The 23,858-nt window shown below is 65.5% G+C and carries 27 protein-coding genes; 20 read left to right on the top strand and 7 right to left on the bottom strand.

Features of this window, described 5'->3' with window-relative positions:
* Positions 1-30: 30 nt before the first annotated feature.
* The 12 genes from rplO (at position 31) to H7841_14995 (ending at position 12,019) form a co-directional block, all read left to right on the top strand.
* A complete protein-coding gene (rplO, locus tag H7841_15050; protein ID MEO5338191.1) occupies positions 31-564 on the top strand; it encodes a 50S ribosomal protein L15 in 534 nt (177 codons plus the stop codon).
* Between the two features lie 9 nt (positions 565-573).
* Positions 574-1,917: a preprotein translocase subunit SecY gene (gene secY / locus H7841_15045; GenBank protein MEO5338190.1), complete on the top strand. Its 1,344-nt coding sequence runs from the start codon at positions 574-576 to the stop codon at positions 1,915-1,917.
* Positions 1,918-1,947: 30 nt separating this feature from the next.
* The gene (locus H7841_15040) at positions 1,948-2,592 is read left to right on the top strand and encodes an adenylate kinase (GenBank protein MEO5338189.1); all 645 of its coding nucleotides are present in this window, start codon (positions 1,948-1,950) and stop codon (positions 2,590-2,592) included.
* A gap of 105 nt (positions 2,593-2,697) precedes the next feature.
* Positions 2,698-3,075 carry a 30S ribosomal protein S13 gene (rpsM, locus tag H7841_15035; protein ID MEO5338188.1) on the top strand — a complete coding sequence of 126 codons (378 nt, stop codon included), beginning with the start codon at positions 2,698-2,700 and terminating at the stop codon, positions 3,073-3,075.
* A gap of 12 nt (positions 3,076-3,087) precedes the next feature.
* The gene (rpsK, locus tag H7841_15030; protein ID MEO5338187.1) at positions 3,088-3,480 is read left to right on the top strand and encodes a 30S ribosomal protein S11; all 393 of its coding nucleotides are present in this window, start codon (positions 3,088-3,090) and stop codon (positions 3,478-3,480) included.
* 118 nt (positions 3,481-3,598) lie between these two features.
* Positions 3,599-4,615, top strand: coding sequence for a DNA-directed RNA polymerase subunit alpha (locus H7841_15025; GenBank protein ID MEO5338186.1), 1,017 nt, complete (start codon positions 3,599-3,601; stop codon positions 4,613-4,615).
* Positions 4,616-4,660: 45 nt separating this feature from the next.
* On the top strand, positions 4,661-5,089 hold the full coding sequence (gene rplQ, locus H7841_15020) for a 50S ribosomal protein L17 (protein ID MEO5338185.1): 429 nt from the start codon (positions 4,661-4,663) through the stop codon (positions 5,087-5,089).
* 97 nt (positions 5,090-5,186) lie between these two features.
* Positions 5,187-5,579, top strand: coding sequence for a hemerythrin family protein (locus H7841_15015; protein ID MEO5338184.1), 393 nt, complete (start codon positions 5,187-5,189; stop codon positions 5,577-5,579).
* Entirely contained in the window at positions 5,576-7,246 is a 1,671-nt protein-coding gene (locus tag H7841_15010) for an EAL domain-containing protein (GenBank protein MEO5338183.1), read from the top strand. Before H7841_15015 ends, H7841_15010 begins: the two co-directional genes overlap by 4 nt.
* 87 nt (positions 7,247-7,333) lie before the next feature.
* The gene (gene erpA / locus H7841_15005) at positions 7,334-7,675 is read left to right on the top strand and encodes an iron-sulfur cluster insertion protein ErpA (GenBank protein ID MEO5338182.1); all 342 of its coding nucleotides are present in this window, start codon (positions 7,334-7,336) and stop codon (positions 7,673-7,675) included.
* 132 nt (positions 7,676-7,807) lie between these two features.
* The gene (gene secA / locus H7841_15000) at positions 7,808-10,480 is read left to right on the top strand and encodes a preprotein translocase subunit SecA (GenBank protein MEO5338181.1); all 2,673 of its coding nucleotides are present in this window, start codon (positions 7,808-7,810) and stop codon (positions 10,478-10,480) included.
* Positions 10,481-10,579: 99 nt separating this feature from the next.
* On the top strand, positions 10,580-12,019 hold the full coding sequence (locus H7841_14995; protein ID MEO5338180.1) for an ATP-binding protein: 1,440 nt from the start codon (positions 10,580-10,582) through the stop codon (positions 12,017-12,019).
* Here the strand turns inward: H7841_14995 and metW are convergent.
* Positions 12,016-12,639 carry a methionine biosynthesis protein MetW gene (gene metW, locus H7841_14990; protein MEO5338179.1) on the bottom strand — a complete coding sequence of 208 codons (624 nt, stop codon included), beginning with the start codon at positions 12,637-12,639 and terminating at the stop codon, positions 12,016-12,018. The two genes, H7841_14995 and metW, sit on opposite strands and share 4 nt — an antisense overlap.
* Positions 12,636-13,808 carry a homoserine O-acetyltransferase gene (locus H7841_14985; GenBank protein MEO5338178.1) on the bottom strand — a complete coding sequence of 391 codons (1,173 nt, stop codon included), beginning with the start codon at positions 13,806-13,808 and terminating at the stop codon, positions 12,636-12,638. Before H7841_14985 ends, metW begins: the two co-directional genes overlap by 4 nt.
* 106 nt (positions 13,809-13,914) lie before the next feature.
* Here H7841_14985 and H7841_14980 point away from each other — a divergent pair, with 106 nt between their 5' ends.
* Genes H7841_14980 through H7841_14970 form a run of 3 tightly spaced genes read left to right on the top strand, consistent with a single transcriptional unit; the run spans position 13,915 to position 16,806 of the window.
* Positions 13,915-14,838, top strand: a complete 924-nt coding sequence (locus H7841_14980) for a chorismate mutase (GenBank protein ID MEO5338177.1) — start codon at positions 13,915-13,917, stop codon at positions 14,836-14,838.
* A gap of 4 nt (positions 14,839-14,842) precedes the next feature.
* Positions 14,843-15,934, top strand: coding sequence for a histidinol-phosphate transaminase (gene hisC / locus H7841_14975; GenBank protein MEO5338176.1), 1,092 nt, complete (start codon positions 14,843-14,845; stop codon positions 15,932-15,934).
* Positions 15,931-16,806 (top strand): prephenate/arogenate dehydrogenase family protein, encoded by an 876-nt coding sequence (locus tag H7841_14970; GenBank protein MEO5338175.1) that lies wholly within the window; start codon positions 15,931-15,933, stop codon positions 16,804-16,806. The genes hisC and H7841_14970 overlap by 4 nt, the downstream gene beginning before the upstream one ends.
* Here H7841_14970 and H7841_14965 read toward each other — a convergent pair whose 3' ends face one another.
* Positions 16,807-18,843 (bottom strand): M48 family metalloprotease, encoded by a 2,037-nt coding sequence (locus tag H7841_14965; GenBank protein MEO5338174.1) that lies wholly within the window; start codon positions 18,841-18,843, stop codon positions 16,807-16,809.
* Positions 18,844-18,845: 2 nt separating this feature from the next.
* The gene (locus H7841_14960; protein MEO5338173.1) at positions 18,846-19,283 is read right to left on the bottom strand and encodes a hypothetical protein; all 438 of its coding nucleotides are present in this window, start codon (positions 19,281-19,283) and stop codon (positions 18,846-18,848) included.
* Positions 19,284-19,328: 45 nt separating this feature from the next.
* Here H7841_14960 and H7841_14955 point away from each other — a divergent pair, with 45 nt between their 5' ends.
* Complete coding sequence (locus H7841_14955) at positions 19,329-20,009, top strand: RNA pseudouridine synthase (GenBank protein ID MEO5338172.1); 681 nt, start codon at positions 19,329-19,331, stop codon at positions 20,007-20,009.
* A gap of 12 nt (positions 20,010-20,021) precedes the next feature.
* On the opposite strand, the gene H7841_14950 is transcribed toward H7841_14955, so the two are convergent.
* A complete protein-coding gene (locus H7841_14950; protein MEO5338171.1) occupies positions 20,022-20,267 on the bottom strand; it encodes a hypothetical protein in 246 nt (81 codons plus the stop codon).
* 162 nt (positions 20,268-20,429) lie between these two features.
* Here H7841_14950 and H7841_14945 point away from each other — a divergent pair, with 162 nt between their 5' ends.
* The 4 genes from H7841_14945 to H7841_14930 all read left to right on the top strand — a co-directional run bounded on the left by H7841_14945 (position 20,430) and on the right by H7841_14930 (position 23,057).
* On the top strand, positions 20,430-20,606 hold the full coding sequence (locus H7841_14945) for a ribbon-helix-helix domain-containing protein (GenBank protein ID MEO5338170.1): 177 nt from the start codon (positions 20,430-20,432) through the stop codon (positions 20,604-20,606).
* A 17-nt stretch (positions 20,607-20,623) separates the two neighbouring features.
* Positions 20,624-21,775, top strand: coding sequence for a DNA (cytosine-5-)-methyltransferase (gene dcm, locus H7841_14940; protein ID MEO5338169.1), 1,152 nt, complete (start codon positions 20,624-20,626; stop codon positions 21,773-21,775).
* Positions 21,776-21,843: 68 nt separating this feature from the next.
* Entirely contained in the window at positions 21,844-22,611 is a 768-nt protein-coding gene (locus tag H7841_14935; protein MEO5338168.1) for an Eco29kI family restriction endonuclease, read from the top strand.
* Between the two features lie 92 nt (positions 22,612-22,703).
* The gene (locus tag H7841_14930; GenBank protein ID MEO5338167.1) at positions 22,704-23,057 is read left to right on the top strand and encodes a very short patch repair endonuclease; all 354 of its coding nucleotides are present in this window, start codon (positions 22,704-22,706) and stop codon (positions 23,055-23,057) included.
* Here the strand turns inward: H7841_14930 and H7841_14925 are convergent.
* Both H7841_14925 and H7841_14920 read right to left on the bottom strand, forming a co-directional pair.
* On the bottom strand, positions 23,026-23,532 hold the full coding sequence (locus tag H7841_14925; protein ID MEO5338166.1) for a hypothetical protein: 507 nt from the start codon (positions 23,530-23,532) through the stop codon (positions 23,026-23,028). The two genes, H7841_14930 and H7841_14925, sit on opposite strands and share 32 nt — an antisense overlap.
* A 76-nt stretch (positions 23,533-23,608) precedes the next feature.
* A partial coding sequence (locus H7841_14920) for a CCA tRNA nucleotidyltransferase (protein ID MEO5338165.1) occupies positions 23,609-23,858 on the bottom strand: 250 nt, incomplete at its 5' end.

The following is a 23,858-nucleotide window of genomic DNA, read 5'->3' as shown; positions in this document are numbered from 1 at the left end:
GGCAGGCTCCAGTCTAGGGATACCAAGGACATGAAACTCAATCAGCTTCGCGACAATCCGGGTGCCCGTGAGGCGCGCAAGCGCGTCGGCCGCGGTATCGGTTCCGGCCTGGGCAAGACATCGGGCAAGGGCCATAAGGGTCAAAAGGCCCGGTCCGGCGTGGCGTTGGCCGGCTTCGAAGGCGGTCAGATGCCCCTCTACCGCCGCCTGCCCAAGCGTGGCTTCAAGAATATCTTCGCCAAGGACTTCGCGGTGGTGAACACCGGCCGTCTGCAGCAGGCCGTCGACGACGGCCGTCTTGACGCCGGGAAGCCGGTGAACGCTTCCGTCTTGGCGGCAGCCGGGCTGGTCGGACGGGTCCGGGATGGCGTGCGCCTGCTGGCCAAGGGCGGCATCACGGCCAAATTGACCATCGAAGTCGCTGGGGCCTCCAAGGCGGCCGTCGCGGCGGTCGAAAAGGCTGGCGGGTCGGTCACGGTGATCGCGCCCAAGGCGACGGAAGAGCCTGCCGAGGGCAAGGCACCGGCCAAGAAGGCCAAAACCAAGTCCGGCAGCAAGGAATAACAGGTAACCATGGCTTCGGCAGCCGAGCAACTGGTCGCCAACCTGAACTTCGGAGCCTTTGCCAAGGCGACGGAGCTCAAGAAGCGGATCTGGTTCACCCTGGGGGCGTTGATCGTCTACCGGCTGGGTTCCTACGTGCCCTTGCCGGGGATCGATCCCGTCGTCCTGCAGGACGTGTTCAAGCAGAACGCGGGGGGCATCCTCGGCATGTTCGACATGATCGCCGGCGGCGCGCTCAGCCGCATGACGATCTTCGCATTGAACATCATGCCCTACATCTCCGCCTCCATCATCATGCAGCTGATGACCACCGTGTCGCCGTCGCTGGAATCGATGAAGAAGGAGGGCGAGGCGGGCCGTAAGAAGATCAACCAGTATACGCGTTACCTGACGGTGCTGATTACCGCCCTGCAGGCCTACGGCATCGCGGTAGGCCTGGAAGGCATGACATCGAGCCAGGGGGCGGCGGTCCCGGACCCCGGCATGTTCTTCCGCTTCGTCACCGTGATTACCCTGGTTGGGGGTACCTTGTTCCTGATGTGGCTGGGCGAGCAGATCACCGCCCGCGGCGTCGGCAACGGCACCTCGCTGATCATCTTCGCCGGCATCGTGGCCGGCCTGCCCGGCGCCTTGGCCGGGACCTTGGAGTTGGGCCGCACCGGCGCCCTGCACACGGCGTTGATCGTCGCCATGCTGATCGGCGCGGCAGCCGTGGTATTCTTCATCGTCTTCATGGAACGCGCCCAGCGCCGCATCATCGTTCAGTACCCGAAGCGGCAGCAGGGCAACAAGGTCTACGGCGGCGAAAGCTCCCACCTGCCCATGCGACTCAATACCTCGGGCGTGATCCCGCCGATTTTCGCCAGTTCCATCCTGCTGTTGCCCGTCACCGTGATCGGTTTCTCGGCGGGGCAGGGGCCGGAATGGCTGTCCACCGTCGCCGCCTATCTGGGCCGTGGCCACCCCGTCTATCTGGCGGTCTACGTACTGCTGATCGTCTTCTTCGCGTTCTTCTACACGGCGGTCGTTTTCAATCCCGTGGAGACTGCCGACAACTTGAAGAAGTACGGTGGCTTCGTGCCGGGAATCCGGCCGGGTAAGACGACGGCCGACTACCTGGACAAGGTGCTGACCCGCCTGACGGTGATCGGGGCCGGCTACCTGTCGATCGTCTGCATTCTGCCGGAATGGCTGATCTCGCAATTCTCGGTGCCGTTCTACTTCGGCGGCACGAGCCTGTTGATCGTCGTTTCAGTCACCATGGACACGGTCGCCCAGGTTCATTCGCACCTGCTCGCACACCAATATGAAGGCCTTATCAAGAAGTCGAAGCTGACCAAGGGCCGCAAGTAGGGACCTCGATTTAGGGAGCGCATTCACACCATGAAGATCATCCTCCTCGGCCCCCCCGGCGCGGGCAAGGGCACCCAGGCCAAGCGAATCCAGGACAAGTATGGCATGGTCCAGCTGTCTACCGGCGACATGCTGCGCGCCGAGGTCGCTTCGGGCAGCGAACTGGGTAAGCAAGCCAAGAGCATCATGGAATCGGGCGGCCTGGTTTCCGATGGCCTGATCATTTCCATGATCTCGGTCCGCATCGACCAGCCCGATTGCAAGAAGGGCTTCATCCTGGACGGTTTCCCGCGGACGGTTCCGCAAGCGGAAGCCCTGGACACCATGTTGCAAGACAAGGGGTACAAGCTCGATCACGTCGTTGAACTCAAGGTCAACGACGACGCCATGGTCGAACGCATTTGCGGCCGCTATACCTGCGGCAAATGCGGCAAGGGCTATCACGACAAGTTCGAGAAGCCGGCCAAGGAAGGCGTCTGCGACAAGTGCGGCAGCACCGACTTCGTCCGCCGCGCCGACGACAACGAGGCGACCGTCCGGTCGCGCCTGGAGGCCTATCACAAGCAGACCGCCCCCATCTCCGCCTACTACGGAAAGAAGGGCGTGCTGAAGGAAACCGACGGCATGGCGCCGATCGATGACGTGACCAAACAGCTCAACGCGATCCTCGGGTGACAGCGGGAAGGTTGACTTGGTTCGGTTTGTCCCTATAATCGCGCCTCTTCGGGGTCCCGGCGGGCACGATTATCGTTCAAAACCAAAGTCTAAGGAGTAGCAGCTTTGGCTCGAATCGCTGGCGTGAACATTCCTACCGTGAAGCGGGTGGAAATTGCGCTGACCTATATCTACGGAATCGGCCCGACCAAGGCGAAGGAGATCTGCGCCAAAGTCGGGATCCCGTCCCAGCGGCGAGTGAACCAACTCACCGAGGACGAGGTGATCCGTATCCGCGAGGTCATCGACAAGGAATATCAAGTGGAGGGCGACCTCCGGCGCGAGAAGGCGATGACCATCAAACGCCTGATGGACCTGGGATGCTACCGTGGTCTGCGGCATCGGCGCGGCTTGCCGGTGCGTGGACAGCGCACGCACACCAATGCCCGGACCCGCAAGGGGCCGGCCAAGCCGATCGCCGGCAAGAAGAAGGCCACCAAGTAGGAAGAGGTTACGATGGCCAAGGCAGTAGCCCAGCGCCCGCGGCGTCGCGAGCGCAAGAATATCGTGTCCGGCGTCGCGCATGTGAACGCGACGTTCAACAACACCATGATTACCATCGCCGATGCCCAAGGCAACACCATCGCCTGGTCTTCGGCCGGCAATCAGGGTTTCAAAGGGTCGCGCAAGTCGACTCCCTATGCCGCCCAGATGGCGGCCGAGGATGCCGGCCGCAAGGCGATGGAACACGGCATGAAGACTTTGGAAGTCGAGGTCAAGGGGCCGGGAGCGGGTCGCGAGTCCGCTTTGCGGGCGCTGCAATCCGTCGGCTTTAACATCACCGCGATCCGCGATGTGACTCCGGTGCCGCACAACGGCTGCCGGCCACGCAAGCGGCGGCGCGTCTGATCGCTTCGGGAGACCTTCGGGTCTCTCTTAATGGCGTCCGCCCCCTTCCGGGAGCGGGTGGATTTCGAGAGGCCCTTCGGGGCCTCATGGGCATTGATCGGGGCGTGAGGTCACTCTCGTGATTCAGAAGAACTGGCAGGACTTGATCAAACCCACCAAGCTGGAAGTCATTCCGGGGGCCGATCCCAAGCGGGCGGCCAAGGTGGTGGCGGAGCCGCTCGAGCGCGGGTTCGGTCTGACCCTGGGCAACGCGCTGCGCCGGGTGCTGCTGTCGTCGCTTCGCGGCGCGGCGGTGACGTCGATTCAGATCGACGGCGTGCTGCACGAGTTCTCGTCGATTCCGGGCGTCCGCGAGGACGTCACCGACATCGTCATGAACATCAAGTCCATGGCGCTCCGGATGAGCGGCGAGGGCCCCAAGCGCATTTCGCTGAAGGCTGAAGGTCCGGGCGAAGTCAAGGCCGGCATGATCGAATGCGGCCACGACATCGAGATCATGGACCCGGACTTGGTGCTCTGTACGCTGGACCGCGGCGCCCGCCTTTCGATGGAGCTGACCGTCAGCTCCGGCAAGGGGTACGTGCCGGCCTCCCAGAATCGTCCGGACGACGCGCCCATCGGCCTGATCCCGGTGGACTCGATCTTCTCGCCGGTCCGCAAGGTCGCCTACAAGGTCGACAATACCCGCGTCGGCCAGGTCACCGACCATGACAAACTGACGCTCGAAGTGGTGAGCAACGGCACCGTGACTCCCGAGGACGCCGTGGCTTTGGCCGCGCGCATTCTGCAGGATCAGTTGCAGCTCTTCATCAACTTCGAGGAGCCCTCCACCTTGTCGGCGGAGGAACGGCGCGAGGATCTTCCGTTCAACAAGAATCTGCTGCGCAAGGTCGACGAACTGGAACTGTCCGTCCGGTCGGCCAACTGCCTGAAGAACGACAACATCATCTATATCGGCGACTTGGTGCAGAAGACCGAGGCGGAGATGCTGCGTACGCCGAACTTCGGCCGCAAGTCGCTGAACGAGATCAAGGAGGTGCTGGGCGACATGGGCCTGCATCTCGGCATGGAAATTCCCAATTGGCCCCCCGACAACATCGAGGAACTGGCCAAGAAGCTGGAAGAACCCTACTGAACGACCAATACCGCCGTTCAAGGCGGGGTTTAAGGAGAGAAAGTCATGCGTCACGGTGTGAGCGGCCGCAAGCTGGGTGTCAAGACGCCCCATCGCAAGTCGATGCTGTCCAATATGACGGTGTCGCTGGTCAAGCACGAGCAGATCACCACCACCCTGCCGCGAGCCAAGGAGCTCAAGCGGGTGGCGGACCAGATAATCACGCTCGGCAAGCGGGGCGGGTTGCACTGCCGCCGCCAGGCCTTCGCCCTGCTGCGTGACGACGCGGCGGTCGCCAAGCTGTTCGGCGCGCTGGCCGAACGCTACAAGGAACGCAAGGGCGGCTATACCCGCGTCATCAAGGCGGGCTTTCGCCACGGCGACGCCGCGGCCATGGCGGTGATCGAACTGGTGGACCGCGATCCGGCCGCCAAGGGCGCCGAGGACAAGGCCCGGGCAGCCGCTGCCGAAGCCGCCGGCGACGCCGCCGCCTGACTTTTCGGCCCGATATCCGGAAATGGAAGGGCAGCCCGGCGGGCTGCCCTTTCCTTTTGGTGGTTCCTCGGGCTAGACTGACTTCCGGGGTGTGCGCATGTCGACGCGAGTCGTTGCCTGGTCGGATGATTTGAGCGTCGGCGTACGTGCCTTCGACCGCGACCACCGTGCCCTGACCGAACAACTAAACGAGATCGTGGTGGCGGCGGAAAGTGGCACCTCGCCCCGGGTTCTGGCCGATCTGGTGCGCAATCTTCTGGTCGGCACCGAAGAGCATTTCCGGCGCGAGGAGGCCTATCTACATCGTATCGGCTTTCCCGAGGCGGAATCCCATGCTGGCGAGCACCGCCGCCTGTTGTCGGAAATCGGCGCCTTGAAGGAAGGTACGGCGACTGTCGACGAGAGGGCGCTGGCGTTCCTGCGCCATTGGCTGATCGATCATATCGTCGATTTCGACAAGACCTACGCGGCCTGGGAGAAATCCGCGTGAGCCGGGACGACCTCCTAAAGGCCGAGCGGGATCGCTACTTGGCCTTTGCCTTCGCCTGGGCCGACCTGATCGTCGAGACCGAGGGGCGTCGGGTGGTTTTCGCGTCGGGTGCCTGCGAGCCCTTGCTTGGGCGGCGCGGCGCCGATCTGGCGGGCCAGCCCATCGAGGATCTGGTGGCTCCGGCCGATCGCCGGATGATCGAGGAGGTCTGCGACCTGTTGGAGCGTCACGGCCGGGTGGCCGAGACGGCTATCCGGCTGTGCGGTCCCGGTGGTACCCATCCCAAGGCGTCGCTGACGGGCCATGGCCTGAGCACCGGGGCCGGCAATCGCCTGTACCTCGCCTTTCGCACCTATCTCCGCTTCCCCGGCGGCCTGGACAAGGAGGTGGAGCGCCACGACGCCACCGGCCTCTATCGCGGCGACCGCTTTCATAATCTGGCATCGGCACGGCTGAAATCCCTGGCGGCGAGCGGCCAGCAGGCGGACGTCGCGCTGGTATCGGTGGACGGCCTGGATGGCCTGGTCGAGGGCCTGGGCGCAGAAGACCGGGAAGCCCTGATGGCCACCCTGGGCATGGTTATTCGGGCCAATTCGCTGGACGGCGATACCGCCGCCGCGGTTGCTCCGGACCGCTTCGCCCTGCTGACTCCCAAGGGCCAGGGCATCTCGGCCCTGGAACGGGAATTGGCCGATCTGGTGTCTGCGGCCGATCCGGACGGCACGGTGCAGGTTTCGGCGGCCACCGTGCCGGTAGGGGACGCGGGCTCGATCAGCGAGTCCGACTTGGCCAAGGGCCTTCTCTATACGCTGCAGAAGCTGCAATCGGCGGAGGGGGCGGCCAGCTTGCAGATACTCGCTTCGGGAATGAGCGGCATCGTCGACCAGACGGTCGGACAGATCGTCACCTTTCGCAAGTTGGTGGCGGAACGCCAGTTCGACGTGGCCCTGCAGCCGATCATCGGGCTGCGCGGTGGCGAGATCCATCATTTCGAGGCGCTTTGCCGCTTCCACGCCCTGGGCAAGGACGTTTCTCCCTATAAGGTCATCAACTTCGCCGAGGAAACCGGCCAGATCCACCAATTCGACATCGCCATGGCGGCCAAGGTGGTGGACTGGCTCGGCCAATTCCCGCGCAACAATGCCATGTACCGGGTCGCGGTCAACGTGTCGGGCTATTCCATCGGGCAGGAGGCCTACGTCGATGGCCTGTTCGCGCTGCTGGCGGCCAATTCCTGGACCGAGGGCAAGCTGAGCTTCGAGGTTACCGAGTCCTCGCGCATGAGCGACCTGGATGCGGCCAACACCTTCATCCAGCGGCTGCGGCGGGCGGGATACGAGGTCTGCCTGGACGACTTCGGGGCCGGGGCGGCCAGCTTCCAGTATCTGGCGAGCCTGGACGTGGATGTGGTCAAACTGGACGGCAGCGCGGTGAAGAACGCGCAGAAGGCCGACAAGGGGCGCGCCTTTCTCTCGGCTCTCTGCGAGCTTTGCCGACGCCTTGGGGTCGACACGGTGGCCGAGATGGTGGACAGCCGCGACTCCCTGGACTTCGTGCGCGACTGTGGCTGCGACTACGTGCAGGGCTGGCTGTTCGGCAAGCCCTCCACCGAGGTCAAGGACTTCCTGCCTTACCAGAATCGCGAACTCCTGATGCGGAAGCGATAGGCTGGCACGCCGGGTATCGCCCGCGACCCCTTTGACAAGCGGCGCCGGGCGACTAAATAAGGGATCGGCAAGCAAGGAGAACGTCCCATGACCGAAGCCAGCGGCATAATCCGTGTCAGCGAAAGCGCCGGCCGGCGCATCGCCGAACTCAAGGAGATGGAAGGTAAGGCCGGACTGATGTTGCGCATCACGGTCTCGGGCGGCGGCTGCGCCGGTTTCCAGTACGGCTTTTCCCTGGATGAGAACCGCAACGCCGAAGACGTGGTTTTCGAGGACCAGGGCGTCGGCGTTGTGGTCGACGAAACCTCCCTGGGCCTGCTCTCGGGCTCGGAACTCGACTTCGTCGAGGACCTGATGGGGGCCTACTTCACCCTCAAGAACCCCAACGCCACATCGACCTGCGGCTGCGGTTCCTCCTTCAGCGTCTGATCCAACTGATGGGCGGTTGCGACGGTCGCTTGCATTGACAGACGGGCTCCCCCCTTCTATCTCTCTTGACGCCCGGCGGCGGGGGAATTCGCGACCGCCGGCCTCGCCCGAGAGTTTCCCGAAGGATCGCCCATGTTCTCCGCCATCTTCCGTCGGCTGTTCGGTTCCGCCAACGAGCGTTTCGTCAAGCGTCTGCGTGGCACCGTCGAGGCCATCAACGCCCTGGAGCCGGACCTGGAGAAGCTCTCCGACGACGAAATCCGCGGCCGCACGGCGTGGTTCAAGGGCCGGCTGGAGAACGGGGAGGCTCTGGACGACCTGCTCGTCGAGGCCTTCGCCACCGTGCGCGAGGCGGCCAAGCGCACTCTCGGCCAGCGCCATTTCGACGTCCAGATGGTCGGCGGAATCGTCCTGCATCGGGGCATGATCTCCGAGATGCGGACCGGTGAAGGCAAGACCCTCGTCGCGACACTGCCGGTCTACCTGAATGCCTTGTCGGGCCAGGGCTGGATGGGTGCCGTCTACCGGTTCCTGGGGCTTTCGGTCGGCTGCATCGTGCACGAACTGGACGACGTCGAACGCCAAGCCGCCTACAACGCCGACATCACCTACGGCACCAACAACGAATTCGGCTTCGACTACCTGCGCGACAACATGAAGTTCTCGTTCGAGCAGATGGTTCAGCGCAGCTTCAACTACGCCATCGTCGACGAGGTGGACTCGATCCTGATCGACGAGGCGCGCACGCCGCTCATCATCTCGGGCCCGGCCGAGGATTCCTCGGAACTCTACGCCGCCATCGACAAGCTGATCCCCATGCTGGCACCGTCCGACTTCGAGAAGGACGAGAAGATGCGCGCCGCCACCTTCACCGAAACCGGCACCGAGACGCTCGACCGTCTGCTGCGCGAGGCGGGGCTGCTACGGGAGGGGGGGCTCTACGATCTCAAGAACGTCTCCCTGGTGCACCACGCCAATCAGGCCCTGCGCGCCCACAAGCTGTTCACCCGTGACGTGGACTATCTGGTCAAGGACGACCGGGTGGTGATCATCGACGAATTCACCGGGCGCATGATGGAAGGCCGCCGCTATTCGGAAGGTCTGCACCAAGCCCTGGAAGCCAAGGAAGGCGTCTCGATCCAGCACGAGAATCAGACGTTGGCCTCCATCACTTTCCAGAATTACTTCCGCCTCTATCCCAAGCTGGCGGGCATGACCGGCACGGCGATGACCGAGGCCGGAGAGTTCCTGGAAATCTACAACCTCGAGGTCGTCGACGTCCCGACCAACGTCGATTGCGTCCGTAAGGACGCCGACGACGAAGTCTACCGCAGCGCCCGCGAGAAGCACGAGGCCATCATCAAGCTGGTGGAGGAATGCCGGGAGCGCCGGCAGCCGGTGCTGGTCGGTACGGTCAGCATCGAGAAGTCGGAATTGCTGTCGGAGATGCTGAAGGCCCGGAAGGTACCGCACAAGGTGCTGAACGCCCGCTACCACGAACAGGAAGCTGCCATCGTCGCCCAGGCGGGCCAGGCCGGCGCCGTCACCATCGCCACCAACATGGCCGGCCGCGGCACGGACATCCAGTTGGGCGGCAACGCCGACATGCGCATCCGCAACGAACTGGGCGGGTCGCCCGACCCGGCGGAAGCCCAACGTATCCGCGACGAGGTGGCGGCGGCCCGGCAGACCGTCATGGAGGCTGGCGGGCTCTACATCGTCGGCACCGAACGCCACGAAAGCCGCCGCATCGACAACCAGTTGCGCGGCCGCGCCGGGCGCCAGGGCGATCCGGGCGCTTCCAAGTTCTTCCTGTCGCTGGAAGACGACCTGATGCGTATCTTCGGGTCCGAACGTATCGATTCCATGTTGCAGAGGCTGGGCATCGAGGATGGCGAGGCCATCGTCCATCCTTGGGTCAACAAGGCCCTGGAAAAGGCCCAGCAGAAGGTCGAAGCGCGCAACTTCGACATCCGCAAGAACCTGTTGAAGTTCGATGACGTGATGAACGATCAGCGCAAGGTGATCTATGAACAGCGCCGCGAACTGATGGTCACCGAGGACGTGTCCGAGGAAATCGTCGACATGCGTCACGAAGTCGTCGAGGGCATGGTGACGCGCTGCATTCCCGAACGGGCCTACGCCGAGCAATGGAACATGGATGCCTTGCACGAAGAGGTCCTGCGCGTGCTGGGGCTCGACGTGCCGGTGCACGCCTGGGCGAAGGAAGAGGGCATCGCGGACAAGGAGATCCGCGAGCGTCTCAAGGACGCCTCCGACCGCAAGATGGCGGAAAAGGCCGTCACCTATGGCACCGACATCTGGCGCCAAGTGGAAAAGAGCCTGCTGCTGCAGGTCCTGGACCAGATGTGGAAGGACCACCTGCTGACCTTGGACCATCTGCGCCAGGGCATAGGCTTGCGGGCCTACGGCCAGCGCGATCCCTTGAACGAGTACAAGCGCGAAGCCTTCGATCTGTTCGAGATCATGCTGCAGAACCTGCGCGAGCGCATTACCGGTCTGCTCGCCCATGTGGAACTGCGGGACTCGCCGACCGAGGAGGAACTGTTCGGCACTCCGGAACGCGAGATGATCGAGACCCGTGAGGACCCGGCCTTCCACAGCCACGCCTCCACCGAGTCCGAAGTCGGCGCCGGGGCGGCTTCAGCCCCGTTGCGGTCCCGCCAAGCCGGGGCCGGCGTGGACCCCAAGGACCCGGCAACCTGGGGGCGGGTATCGCGCAATTCGGCCTGTCCTTGCGGGTCGGGCAGGAAATACAAGCACTGCCACGGCGCCGCCGGCTGATTTCCTTCGCTTCGGCGGGCGCCCAGATCGATCGTCCGTCCGGACGGCGACGGGGAGGAGTGGGGCCGCGATGGGAATGGTCTCTTGGGAGCAACGGGCGTGACGGATGCCGGGGCATCTCTTCGCCGCGGTATCGGCGTTCGTCTGCTGGTCCGCATCCTGCTGGTCAGTTCCTTGGTCACCCTCATCCTGACCGCGACCCAGTTGTTCATCGACTACCGGCGCGACGTCTCGGACATCGAGGACCGCTTGGCCGAGGTCGAGCAGGGCCATCTGGGCAGTATCGGCCGCAGCCTGTGGAACGTGGATGCCGAACAACTGCGGCTGCAACTCGAAGGGCTGCTCCGCCTGCCCGACATGCAGGCCCTGGAGGTGCGCGAGACCCCGGCGCAGGCCGGCCGTCCCCTGGTCGTCTCGGTCGGTCGGCCCCTCGACCATCGCACCATCCGCCGCCAGTATCCCATCGTGCACGAAGACCGGGATGGGCCGCGTACCCTCGGCATCCTGACCGTCGATGCCACCCTGCACGGCGTTTACGTCCGATTGGTCGACCGTGCCCTGGTCATCCTGGTGTCGCAGGGGATCAAGACCTTCGTGGTGTCCATGTTCATCCTGTTCATGGTCCATCGCTTGGTTACCCGCCATCTGGCGGCCATCGCCCGCCACCTGGATCGCTACGACCTGCGCCACGGGACGGCGCCGGCCCTGGTCTTGGAGCGTCATCGGGCGGCCGTGGGGGAGGATGAACTGGGCCAGGTGGTCGATGCCTTCAACGCCATGCAGGGCCGTCTGGAGGAAGCCTACCGGGAACAGCGGCGGCGCGAGGACGACCTGCGGCGCGCGGTGGACGAACTCACCCGCAGCAACGTCGAGTTGAAGCGCTTCGCCTACGTCGCCTCCCACGATCTCCAGGAGCCTTTGCGCACCATTTCCATTTACAGCCAGCGCCTGCAGCAGGAATGCCTGGGCGACAAGGAAGGCGAGGCGCAGGGCTACCTGGACTTCGTGGTCGGAGCGGCAAAGCGGATGCACAATCTGATCCGCGACCTCGTCTCCTATTCCAGCATCGCCGACAATGACACGCCCTTCGATGCCGTGGAATCGATGGAAGCCTGTCACGCCGCCGCCCAGAGCCTCTCGGAGACCATCCTGGAGACCCAGGCGGTGCTCGATGTCGGATCGCTGCCGCGGGTACGCGCCGACCGGGTGCAACTGGTCCAGGTCTTCCACAACCTGATCGGCAACGCGCTCAAGTTCCACCGGCCGGGCTTGCGGCCTCATATCGCGGTGCGGGCCGAGGAAGCGAACGGCGAATGGATCTTCTCGGTGGCCGACAACGGCATCGGCCTCGCAGACTCGAACCAGGACGTGTTCGCCATCTTCCGCCGCCTGCACACGGCCCATGCCTACCCCGGCACCGGCATCGGCCTTGCCGTCTGCAAACGGATCGTCGAACGCCACGGCGGACGCATTTGGGCGGAAGCCAATCCGGGCGGCGGCAGCGTTTTCCGCTTCACGCTGCCGGCCGCGGCCTGTTAGCGCCGCAACAGGAACACCGCCTGTTCGCCCAGCAGGTTGGCGGACCGGGAGCCGGGGCCGATGATGCGGCGCGCTCCGGTGCGGTCGAGCGCGATGCTGCGCTCGATGACGATGCCCATCTCGCGGCAGGTCGTCACGAAATCCTTGATGGTGCAGAAGTGGATGTTGGGGGTGTCGTGCCACTGGTAGGGCAGGGACTCGTTCACCGGCATCCGGCCATGGGTCAGCAGATGCAGCCGGATACGCCAGTAGCCGAAGTTGGGGAAGGATATGATGGCGTGGCGGCCGATGCGGACCAGATGCCCCAGGACGTCCTTGGGCTGGAACATGGCCTGGAGCGTCTGGCTGAGCACCACGTAGTCGAAGGCGTGGTCCGGGTAGTATTTCAGGTCGGTGTCGGCGTCGCCCTGGATCACCGACAGGCCCGACGAGACGCATTCCTTCACCCCGTCGGTGGACAGTTCGATGCCGCGGGCGTCGACGCGCAAAAAGGTGGACAGGTACTCCAGCAAGGTGCCGTCGCCGCAGCCCACGTCCAGCACGCGGGAGCCGGGCTCGATCATGTCGGCGATGATCTGCAGGTCGACGCGGATCGCCTTGCGGTGGTGGTCGGAATTCATTCGTGCCTCCGCGGCAGCCCGCGCTTTTCCGCCGCGCCTTCCAGGAATCCGGACAGCACCCGGTGGAATTCGGGCTCGTCCAGCAGGAAGGCGTCGTGGCCGCGGTCGGAAACGATCTCGGCGAAGCTGACGTTGGCCGCCACCGAATTCAGGGCCTGGACGATCTGGCGGCTTTCGGCGGTGGGGTAGAGCCAGTCGCTGGTGAAGGACAGAACGCAGAAGCGGGTCTTGGTGTTGCGGAAGACTTCGGGCAGCATGCCCCCGGTCCGTGCCGCCAAGTCGAAGTAGTCCATGGCCCGCGTGATGTAGAGGTACGAATTGGCGTCGAATCGGTCGACGAAGGTCGATCCCTGATGGCGCAGATAGCTTTCCACCTGGAAGTCGGCGTCGAATCCGAAGGTGATGGCGTCGCGGTTCTGCAGGCGGCGACCGAACTTGCGGGTCAGCGAGGCTTCCGACAGATAGGTGATGTGTGCCGCCATGCGCGCCACCGCCAAACCCCGGTGCGGGCGGGTGTCCTGGTTCAGGTAGTCGCCATCCCGCCAGTCCGGGTCCGCCATGATGGCTTGGCGGCCCACTTCGTGGAAGGCGATGTTCTGCGCCGAATGCAGGGCGGCGGTGGCGATGGGCACTGCGGCGAAGACCCGTTCGGGGTAGGATGCCGCCCATTCGAGCACCTGCATGCCGCCCATGGACCCGCCGATCACCGCGAACAACTGGTCGATGCCCAGGTGGTCGACCAGCACGGCCTGCAGCCGTACCATGTCGCCGATGGTGATGACGGGGAAATCCAGGCCCCAGGGCTTGCCTGACGCGGGATTGATCTCCTTCGGCCCGGTGGTTCCCATGCAGCCGCCCAGGATGTTGGCGCAAACGATGAAATAGCGTTCCGTGTCGACGATCCGCCCGGGGCCGATCACTTCCTCCCACCAGCCCGGCTTGCCGGTCACCGGGTGGACGTCGGCAACGAACTGGTCGCCGGTCAGGGCGTGGCAGACCAGGATGGCGTTGCTCCGGTCCGCGTTGAGTTCTCCGTAGGTGCGGTAGGCGACCCGGATGTCGCGCATCTCGGTGCCGCTGTCCAGGCGCAATGGACGGTCCGTGCCCAAGGTGACATATTGGCAAGGCAGGACGCTGGTATCGATGGTCGGGCAGGCGTTGGCGCTCATGGGTTCTACATAGCAGGAAAGACGGGAAAAGGCGTCAAGGTTTTCTTTGCTTTTGATCGGGCCTGCCGCTATCACTGGCGGTCGCCTTGCCCCCGGGGTTTGTATCATGACGACGACCGAGAAAAAGCCAGCCACGCCGCGCAAGCGCAAGGGTCCCGCCAGCCTGGAGAGCCTGCGCCAGCGCATCGACGCCATCGACGACCAGATCCATGACCTCATCATGGAACGGACCCGCATCGTCGAAAGCGTGCGCGACCTGAAGCAGGGCGACCGGATCAAGATCCGGCCGGCCCGCGAGGACCAGATCGTCTGTCGTCTGGTCGCCCGTCACCGCGGCCACTTTCCCAAGGCCGAGTTGGTGCGCATGTGGCGCGAGATGATCGTCGCCACCCTTGGTTTCGAAGGACCCTTCTCGGTGGCCGTCTACATGGCCGGCGATTCTTCCGCCGCCTGGGACTTGGCGCGCGACTATTACGGCAGCTACACGCCGATGACGGCGCACACCTCGTTCCACCGGGTGATCGAGGCCGTGCGCACCCAGGAGTCCACGGTCGGCGTATTGCCCTTGCCGCGCCAGGACGACACCAATCCCTGGTGGCGCCATCTGGCCACCCCTAGCGCCGACGCGCCGCGCATCATCGCCCGTCTGCCTTTTTCCGGCATGGGCAACGCCCGGGGCGGCGACCGCATGGAAGCCCTGGTGATCTGCCCCATCGACCGCCAGCCCACAGGCCGCGACCGCTCCTTCCTGGTCTTCGAGACCAAGGAGGAAGTGCGCGGCGGTCGCTTCGGCGAGGCCCTCACCGGGGCCGGATTCGAACCGACCTTCCTGGATACCTGGCACGACGTTCACATCCCCGGCGTCTTCCTGACCCTGGTGGAGGTGAAGGGCTACGTGGCCGGCGACGACCAACGCCTCGTCCGTTGCTGCGCCTTCCTGGGCAAGCCGGTCAGCCGCACCCTGCTGCTGGGCGGCTACGCCGAACCCCTGACCGCCGAAGAACTCGCCCCCGTTCCCGAAGGAGCCTGACCCCATGCGCCTGCCCGAGCCCCGTCCCGGCATCATGAAGATCAATCCCTATGTCGGCGGCGAGTCCGAACTGGCGGGGTTCAAGAGGGTCATCAAACTGGCCTCCAACGAGGGCGCCTTCGGCCCCAGCCCCAAGGCGATGAAGGCCTTCGAGGCCATGTCGGCCGACCTGCACCGCTATCCAGACGGCGGTTGCACCAAGCTGCGCCAAGCCCTTGGCGACCGCTGGGGACTGGACGCGGCCCGCATCGTCTGCGGCGCCGGTTCCGACGAACTGCTGGGCCTTCTGGCCCGCGCCTATGCCGGCCCCGGCGACGAGGTGGTCTACAGCGAGCACGGTTTCCTGATGTATCCCATCGCCGCCCTGACCGCGGGCGCCACCCCGGTGGCGGCGCCGGAAAGGGACTTGGCGGCCGACGTGGACGAAATTCTCGGTAAGGTCAACGAACGGACCCGCATCGTCTATATCGCCAATCCCAACAATCCCACCGGCACCTACCTGACGAAGGCCGAGATGGCCCGCCTGCGCCAGGGACTGCCCGAACAGGTGCTGCTGGTGATCGACGCCGCCTATACCGAATTCGTCGAGCGCGACGATTATTCGCCGGGCAACGATCTGGTGGACGCGGGCGGAAACACGGTGGTCACTCGTACCTTCTCGAAGATCTATGCCCTGGGCGGCTTGCGCCTGGGCTGGGCCTACTGCCCGCCCAACGTGGCCGACGTGCTGAACCGGGTGCGCAATCCCTTCAACGTACCTTCGCCCGCCCAGGTGGCGGGCCTCGCCGCCCTGGCGGACGAGGACTTCGTCGACAAGGCCCGCCGACACAACGCCGTCTGGCTGCGCTGGACCACGGACGAGTTGCGCAAGATCGGCTTGGACGTTCCGGAAAGCCTAGGCAACTTCGTGCTCGCCCGCTTCCCGACGGCCGCCGGCAGGACGGCGCTGGACGCCGACGCCTTCTTGCGCTCCAAGGGGATCATCGCGCGCCGCATGGCGGGCTACGGGCTGCCCGAATCGCTACGCATCTCCATCGGCTACGAAGACGAAATGACCGCCTGCGTCGATGCGCTGAAGGAGTTCATGGCGAAATGATCTTCGCGAAGGTCGCCTTGATCGGCATCGGGCTGATCGGCTCGTCGCTGGCGCGCCGGATGCGCAAGGATGGGCTGGCCGGCCATGTTGCCGTTTCCACCCGCAGCCGGGAGACCCTGGACAAGGCGCGCGGCCTGGGGCTGGGCGATTCCTACAGCCCCGATCCGGCGGAAGCGGCCAGAGATGCCGATCTGGTGGTGCTCTGCACCCCCATGGGAGTGTTCGCCAAGGTGGCTGAAGCCATCGCTCCCGTCCTCAAGCCCGGCGCCATCGTCACCGACGTGGGCTCGACCAAGCAGTCGGTGATCGACGAAGTCAAGCCGCTGCTGCCGGCCGGCGTGCATCTGGTGCCCGGCCATCCGGTGGCGGGCACGGAACATTCGGGCCCCGAAGCCGGGTTCGACAGCCTGTTCGAGGGCCGCTGGTGCATTCTCACACCCGAGGCGGAAACCGACCGGGCGGCGGTCGACAAGGTGGCCGAACTCTGGCGAAGCTGCGGCAGCATGGTGGAATTCATGGACGCCCGTCACCACGATCTGGTGCTGGCCATCACCTCGCACCTGCCGCATCTGATCGCCTATACCATCGTCGATACCGCGACCTTCCTGGCCGGCGACCTGCAGCAGGAAGTCATCAAGTTCTCGGCCGGCGGCTTTCGCGACTTCACCCGCATCGCGGCTTCCGACCCCGTGATGTGGCGCGATATCTTCCTCAAGAACCGGGAAGCGGTGCTGGAAGTCCTGCAGCGCTTCAATGAGGACCTGACCGCCCTGCAGCGCGCCATCCGGCGCGGCGAGGGCGATACCTTGCACGAGGCCTTCGTCCGCGCCCGCGCCATCCGCCGCGGCGTCATCGACGCCAAGCAGGCTTGATTAGAGGGGAAGGCGGAAAACCCCGTCCAAGGGCTCGGCCAGCAACAGCCAGGTCCCGCCGATGGCTCCCGCCAGGGCCACGCCCATCTTGGCGAAGACCAGCCAACTGCGCGAGCGGGTGGCGTCCTCGGCCACGATGTCGCGGATTTCCATGAAGGGCACCGGGGCGCGGCGGTACCAGCCGGTCACGGTGACGCGCCGGCCCTGGAATTTCTCGGCCCGGAAGAAGCCGAACAGGGCTTCCCAGATGGCCAAGGGCTGGCGGAAGTCGAGGAACAGGATGCCCGTGCCGTCGTCGACGACGAAATCCTCGCTCAGGATGTAGCCGGGCACGCCGCGCCCGACGATGGTTCCGGTCAGGGTGCAGGGGACGGGGCGTACCGCCGACACCTTCACCGCCTTGAGCAGGGCGGCGACGCTGGACTCGGGAAAGAAGCGGTCGCGGTACATGAACAGCAGCTGTCCGACGTAGGCCATGGCCCAGGCGATGGCGGCCAGGCCCAGCAGATGGTTGGGGTCGCCCCGGCCGCCGCCGGCCCAGAGCATGGCGGCGGGCGGGACCAGCAACGCCACCGCCGGCGCCAGGTAGACCAGCAGGTCGACCAGGAATTCGTCCCAGTAGGACTCGGGCTGGCGTTCGTCGAAGACCACATAGGGTTCCTGGCCCAGGTGCCGGGCCTGGTCCGACAGGTGCAGCAGCCGCTTGGCGGTCAGGGGGTGGGTGGAATTCAGTTCGAACCAAGTGGCCCAGGGGTTCCACAGGTCCCAGCGCATGGCCCCGGCCAGAAGTTCCGGGTCCACGGGGTTGCGGCCCCGCGCCGCCTTGGGGTTGTAGGCGGCCAGGGCCAGGCCGCGGGCGGTGCCGGCATCGAAGATGCCGAGCGCCCCGACGGCTTCCAGGCGCGGATTGCGTTGCGGGGCTTTTTCGTCGGCGGCGGCGCGCGGCTCCTGCCCGGCCAGGCCGTAGGCGATCTTGACCAGTGCGGAAGCGAGCGCCCCCGGATTGCCCGTCGCCTCGCCGCCGAAGCGGTCGGCGTAGTACTCGCGGGTCCGCGACAGCCAGAGCACCAAGTATTCGCTGACGATATAGAGCAGGTAGGCGCCGACCGCCACCGCCAGCCGGGGGCCGGATTCCTTGCTGTTGCCCTTCATGCGGATCAGGGCGCGGTAGAGGGAATAGAGGAACAGCGGCACCAGTTGCGCCACGGTCATCAAAGCCATGTCCCAATGGACCGCGTGGCCGACCTCGTGGGCGACGACGCCTTCCAGTTCCTCCGGCTCCAGCCGTTCGATCAGGCCTTCCGAGATCACGATGCGGGCGTTCCGGGGCGTGTGGCCGTAGGTGAAGGCCTGGGGGGCGCCGTCGGCGATCAAGCCCATTCGCGGCACGGGGATGCCCTTTTCGTGGCAGAGCTTGCGCAGGAAAGCCTGCAAATGGGGGGGCAGGGCGTCCAGTTCGACCCAGGTCAGGCTGTAGAGCCAACGCAGGCTGATATCCATCAGCCACGGCCCGATCAGGAAATGGAACAGCGACGCGAGTCCCCCCGCCGCCAGGATCGGCCAGGTCGGGATGTCGGCGACCAGGGAGACGGCGATCAGGATCGCCGTCAGCATGCCGTAAAGGGTGCCCAAGGTCGCGACGGCGCGCAGCCCCAGGTTGGGCAGGGGCAGCAGGCCCTTGATCCGTCCGAAGGCCTGGCGGCGGGGACGGTCGGGCTCCAGCCCCGTCACGCCTTCCAGTTCTCCCTTGTCCAGCCACAGGCCGCCCGAGTGGGTGCAGAATTCCAGCTTCGGCCCGCCCGGATAGTCGAATTCCTGCATGGGCTTGCCGGAACGGGGCGACAGCCGGTCCGAGGCGCGGGACTGGGCGAGGCCGGCCCGCAGGCGTTCGGATACCGCCTTGGCATCCTTGGCGAACAGGAAGATCTCGCCCTTGTCCAGCCACGTCCCGCCGCAGGACGGACAGACGTCCACCTCGACGCCCCGGCGGGCGAGTTGGGGTTGCAGCGTGACGGATTCGCAGGCAGGACAATCCATGGTCACTCCTCCGGCTTGGAAGGAAGCTCCCGCGCCGCCAGGTGGATCATGTAGTCGGCGATATCGGCGGCCTTGGGATTGACTAGCTTGAGCTGTTCGTTGGCCAGGCTCATTTGCAACAGCATGTGGTTTTCCACATTGGCCAGCTTGATGCTGAACAGCCCGCGTTCGCCCTTGAGGCGCGGGTAGTAGGTGGGGTCGACCATCTTCTCGCGGCGCGCCACCTTGGCGATCAGCGCGGATTCGTCGGTCGCGTCGGTCTCGGCCTTGCGCGCCAGCTTCCAGTCGGTCGCCCCGGCGAAGTTCCCGTCGTTCAGCGCCTTCACGGCCTCGTCGGCCTTGCCGTCGGTCAGCCCGACCTTGTACAGGTGCTTGCCGATCCCCACGTCGCCGCCCCACTTGCCGGCCGCCTTGCTGGTCGCCACGAAAAGCGTCGCCATGGTCTTCTCCCTTCGCAATGTTCCCCATGCTATAAGGCCTCCCCCATGACGCCGCAAGACATCCAGGCCCGCGTGCTATTCCAAGACCCGCTTGTCGTGATCCTCGACAAGCCCGCCGGGTTGCCGGTGCATCCGGGCCCCGGCGGCGGGGAGAACCTGGAACAGTTCTTCGACGCGCTCCGCTTCGGCCTGCCGCGTCCGCCGGCGCTTGCCCACCGTCTGGATCGCGATACCAGCGGCTGCCTGGTTCTGGGCCGTCACCACAAGGCGCTGCGCAAGCTGGGCAAGCTGTTTTCCTCCGGCCGGGTGGAAAAGACCTACTGGGCGGTGGTGATCGGCGGCCCCCCGGCGGCCGAAGGGCGTATCGACCTGGCGCTCAAGAAGCTGACACCCAAGCGCGGCTGGAAGATGGTCGTCGCCGCCGACGGCCAGACGGCGGTCACCGACTACCGGGTTCTGGGTGCGGGCATGGGGCTGTCCTGGCTGGAACTGAAGCCCCGCACCGGCCGCACTCACCAGATCCGCGTTCATTGCCAGGCCATGGGCTGCCCGGTGCTGGGGGACGCGGTCTACGGCGGCACCGAGGGCGCGGCGGCCACGCCCCTGCATCTACACGCCCGGTCCATCTCCCTGCCGCTCTACACCGACAGGCCTCCCGTCGCCGCCGAAGCCCCGCCCCCCCTGCACATGCGTACCGCGCTGAAAGCCTGCGGGTGGCGGGGGTAAGCGGCGGGCGCCTCAGGGGCACCAGGACTGGCGGCCCCCTCCATCGGCCACCGCGGCCAGCACCCGCCCGCCGTATTTGTCGGCAGCCACCGCCGCCAGCCGGACTTCGGCTCCCGCCAGGGCGGCCAGGCGGTCGCGGGCCCGACTGATTGAGGGATGGTCGTCGATCCTTCCGCGCCGGGCTGTGTCCGCAGGCAGTATTTCTCCCGTTGACGGGTTGGTGAGGATGTCGCGCCTCCCCACCTCTATGTGGAACATATTGACAACAGACCGCAATGTTCTTATGGTGCTCCTTGTCGTGCGCCACATCTGGTGCACGAAGGGTTGACGCTACAACCCTAAAGAGGGATGCTGCCGAGGTCCGCGGATATCCGCGGAGTACTGACAACCACCGCGGATTCCCGCAGGGAGACTCGGCCCATGGGTAAGGACGGTAAGAACGCCAGGCGGATCACCACCACCTTCACTGTGGAGCAGCGCGAGGCGTTGGAGCGCATTTCGAAGGCGAACAAGGTCGAGATCGCTTGGCTGATCAAACGGGCGGTCGATGACCTCATAGAGAAGGCCGAGGGCGGCCCGCTACTGCCGTTCAAATGAACACGCTGGAGGGGAAAATGCGCAGCGTCGAGCTATTCAGTGGTTGCGGTGGTTTGGCGCTTGGCACGGCCCGCGCCGGCTTCGAGCACGCCAAGATGGTGGAGTGGAACGCCGACGCCTGCGCCACGCTGGAGCACAACAAGGCCAGAGGGGTTGAACACGCCCGCGACTGGCCCTTCGTCCAGGGCGACGTGCGCGCCATCGATTGGTCCGAGATCGGCGGGGAAGTCTGGCTGGCCGCTGGAGGCCCCCCTTGCCAACCGTTCTCGATCGGCGGCAAGCACAAGGGCGACAACGACGCCCGCGACATGTGGCCCGAAGCCATCCGATCCGTGCGCGAATTGCGCCCGCGCGCCTTCCTGTTCGAAAACGTCCGAGGGCTTGCCCGTCCGGCCTTCGCCGACTACCTGGCCTGGATCAAGGCCCATCTCGCGGTTCCCGGCCTGACGCGTCGCGAGGGCGAGGAACACGCCGCCCACTTGGCGCGTCTCGTCAAGGCCCCAGCCGAGTACGACGTGATCGTGGTCAAGGTCAACGCTGCGGACTACGGCGCAGCCCAGAAGCGACATCGCGTGGTGGTGGCCGGCGTTCGGCGCGACCTCGGCATTAACCTGGAGGAGCCCACCCCCACCCATTCCCGTGATCGCCTCCTTTGGGACCAGTGGATTTCGGGAGAATATTGGGAGCGGCACGGGATGCGGATGCCGGCCGCCGGCCCCCAGGCCGACGCTGACCGTCGCGCCGTAGCGCGCATGCGCTCCAACAACCAGCGGCCTAAGGAGGCCGCGTGGAGAACCGTTCGGGACACGATCACCAACCTGGGCGAGCCGAACGGGCTGAACAACCATGTTCGGCAGGACGGCGCCAAGGTCTATCCTGGCCATACCGGCAGCCCGTTGGACGAGCCGGCCAAGGCGCTCAAGGCGGGGGACCATGGTGTACCTGGCGGCGAAAACATGATGGTCCGGGACGACGGTTCGGTGCGGTATTTCACCATTCGGGAGGCCGCGCGCCTGCAAGGCTTGCCCGACCACTGGTCGTTCCTGTCTTCGTGGAGCGAGAGCATGCGGCAGCTCGGCAACGCCGTTCCGGTGGAACTGGCCCAATCCCTGGGCGAGTGGATGGCTCGGACCCTCGGTGACGCGCATCCGACACGGCGGGCGGCCTGATGGCCCGGCGTCCAAGGCCAGCCGGCGAAGTCGTAGTAGCCAGGATTCCAGGTTACGACGAATTCGAAATGGATGTCGTGCGCGTGCTGAAAGAGCAGTTGCCGATGTTTTTCGATGGCGTAGAGTCAGCGCCGCTGACGCGTGAACATGTGATGGCGATTCCGGAGCGAGCGAAGGGCGCCTACCTCCTGTTGCACCAGGGGCACCCCGTTTACGCCGGCAAGACCGACGCGCGGCACGGCTTCCGCGATCGCTTGGAAAGGCACTCGGACACCATCCAACATCGCATCGGCCTGGAGCCGGACGACATGACGTTCAAGGCGGTTCGCGTGATGGTGTTCTCCACGTTTGACGTCGAGGCGATCCTCATCGACGAGATGCGAGCGCGCGGAGAACGGCAGCTCACATGGAACGACTCGGGGTTCGGTTCGAATGACCCGGGCCATAACCGCGAACGGCAGGAACCAGCCGACTTCGATCGAATGCACCCCGTGGACGTTGACAGGGAATTGGACGTCGTGCCGCCCGGCGACTACAGCGCCCACCAAGTTCTGCTGCTACTCAAAGAGAAGCTACCGTACCTGATTCGGTTCGAAACCGATCTTGTCCCCGGGCAGAATGGCAGGATGCGTCCAGCCGCCGCCAATGTTGGCCATTTTGAGCAACGGGAAAGCAGGTTGACCATTCCCACCGGTCCGATTACGACGAGGCAGGCCATGAGCGCCATCGTCGCGGCTCTACCCGCCGACCAATGGCAGGCGACGATTTTCCCCGACCGTGTGATACTCTATCGGGAGCGCGTCGATTACGACTTCGCCCTCTCAGTGATCCGATGACGGGGCAGCGCCGGAAATCCAAAGGCCGGCGCCTGCCAATGACACGCTCCCAAGTCATGTCCAGGGTGCGCGGCAAGGATACCGGCCCTGAGATGAGGGTCAGGCGGGCGCTGTGGGCCGCTGGCCTACGCTATCGCCTGCACGCCAAGATGCTGCCCGGTCGGCCGGACATTGTATTCCCTTCCAGGCGCATAGCCGTCCTTGTCCATGGATGCTTTTGGCACGGTCACGAAGGATGCCCCCGCCACCGCATTCCCAAGAGCCGGGTCGAATGGTGGACAGCCAAGATCAACCGCAACAAGAAGCGGGACGCTGAGGTGCGGGCGGCGCTGGCCGCCGCCGGCTGGGCCGTGATTGTTCTTTGGGAGTGCGAGGCGGAAAGTCAGGCGAAGGTGGAGGAGTTGGTGACGGCGATCAAGGCGGCGCCGTGCCTATCGCGGGCTTAGGTGTGCTTGCTACATAATGCCGAGGACCTGCCATGACTACGCCTCCGGCTACAGCTACAGCAACCTCCAAGCCGGCCCAACCGACGACGGCGGCCCGCCAGAAGAGGTCCCATCCTTGGTGGCCCGGTAGCCAGCCGTGGGCCAGCAGCCCTGCGGCCATGGCGCCCGCCAGGCCCCCCAGACCGATCGCCGCCCAGGCAAGGGGCGACCGGAGGGAATCTTCCTCCGCCTTGTCGTATCGCTCGAACGCCGCCAGCGCCGCCTGGACGGACGCCGGGGACCGCAGGAGGAGCAGGGGGGCGACGAGGACGGAGATGCGGAGGTGGATGTCGGTTTCGAAATACCGGGGAATGGCCCACCAATAGAGCCAGAGGGCGAACGCCACCTCGAAAGCGGCCAGGACCGAGGGGACGCCGCCCGCGTAGCTGTCGGGGTCGGAAACCCAGACCCATTTACGCCGCCCGTCGTCCGCCATCGCCCTTCCCCCGGTCTCCCATCCCTGGCAGGAGACCACGTCCCTGCCCGGATGGCAAGCGACCGCCCGGTCCCGCCTACGCCTCCGTCCCCGCTTCCGCCTTCAGCTTCTTCAGGCAGGCGGGGCGGTCGGGGCGGTAGTCTTCGTCTTCCCACCACTGGCGTACCGCCTTCAGCAGCCGCCCCACGTCGGGGCCGCGCGGGATGCCCCGGTCCAGCACGTCGCGGCCCAGCAAGGGGAATGCGGGTTCGCGCCAGGCGTCCACCGCCGCCAGCAGGGCTATCCAACGGTCGGTGCGCGGGCGCGGCTGGCGGGGGTCGAGGGCC

Source organism: Magnetospirillum sp. WYHS-4 (assembly GCA_039908345.1).
GTDB lineage: Bacteria > Pseudomonadota > Alphaproteobacteria > Rhodospirillales > GLO-3 > JAMOBD01.
Note: the sequence above shows the minus strand (reverse complement) of the source record. Positions and strands in the feature narration are given on the sequence as shown.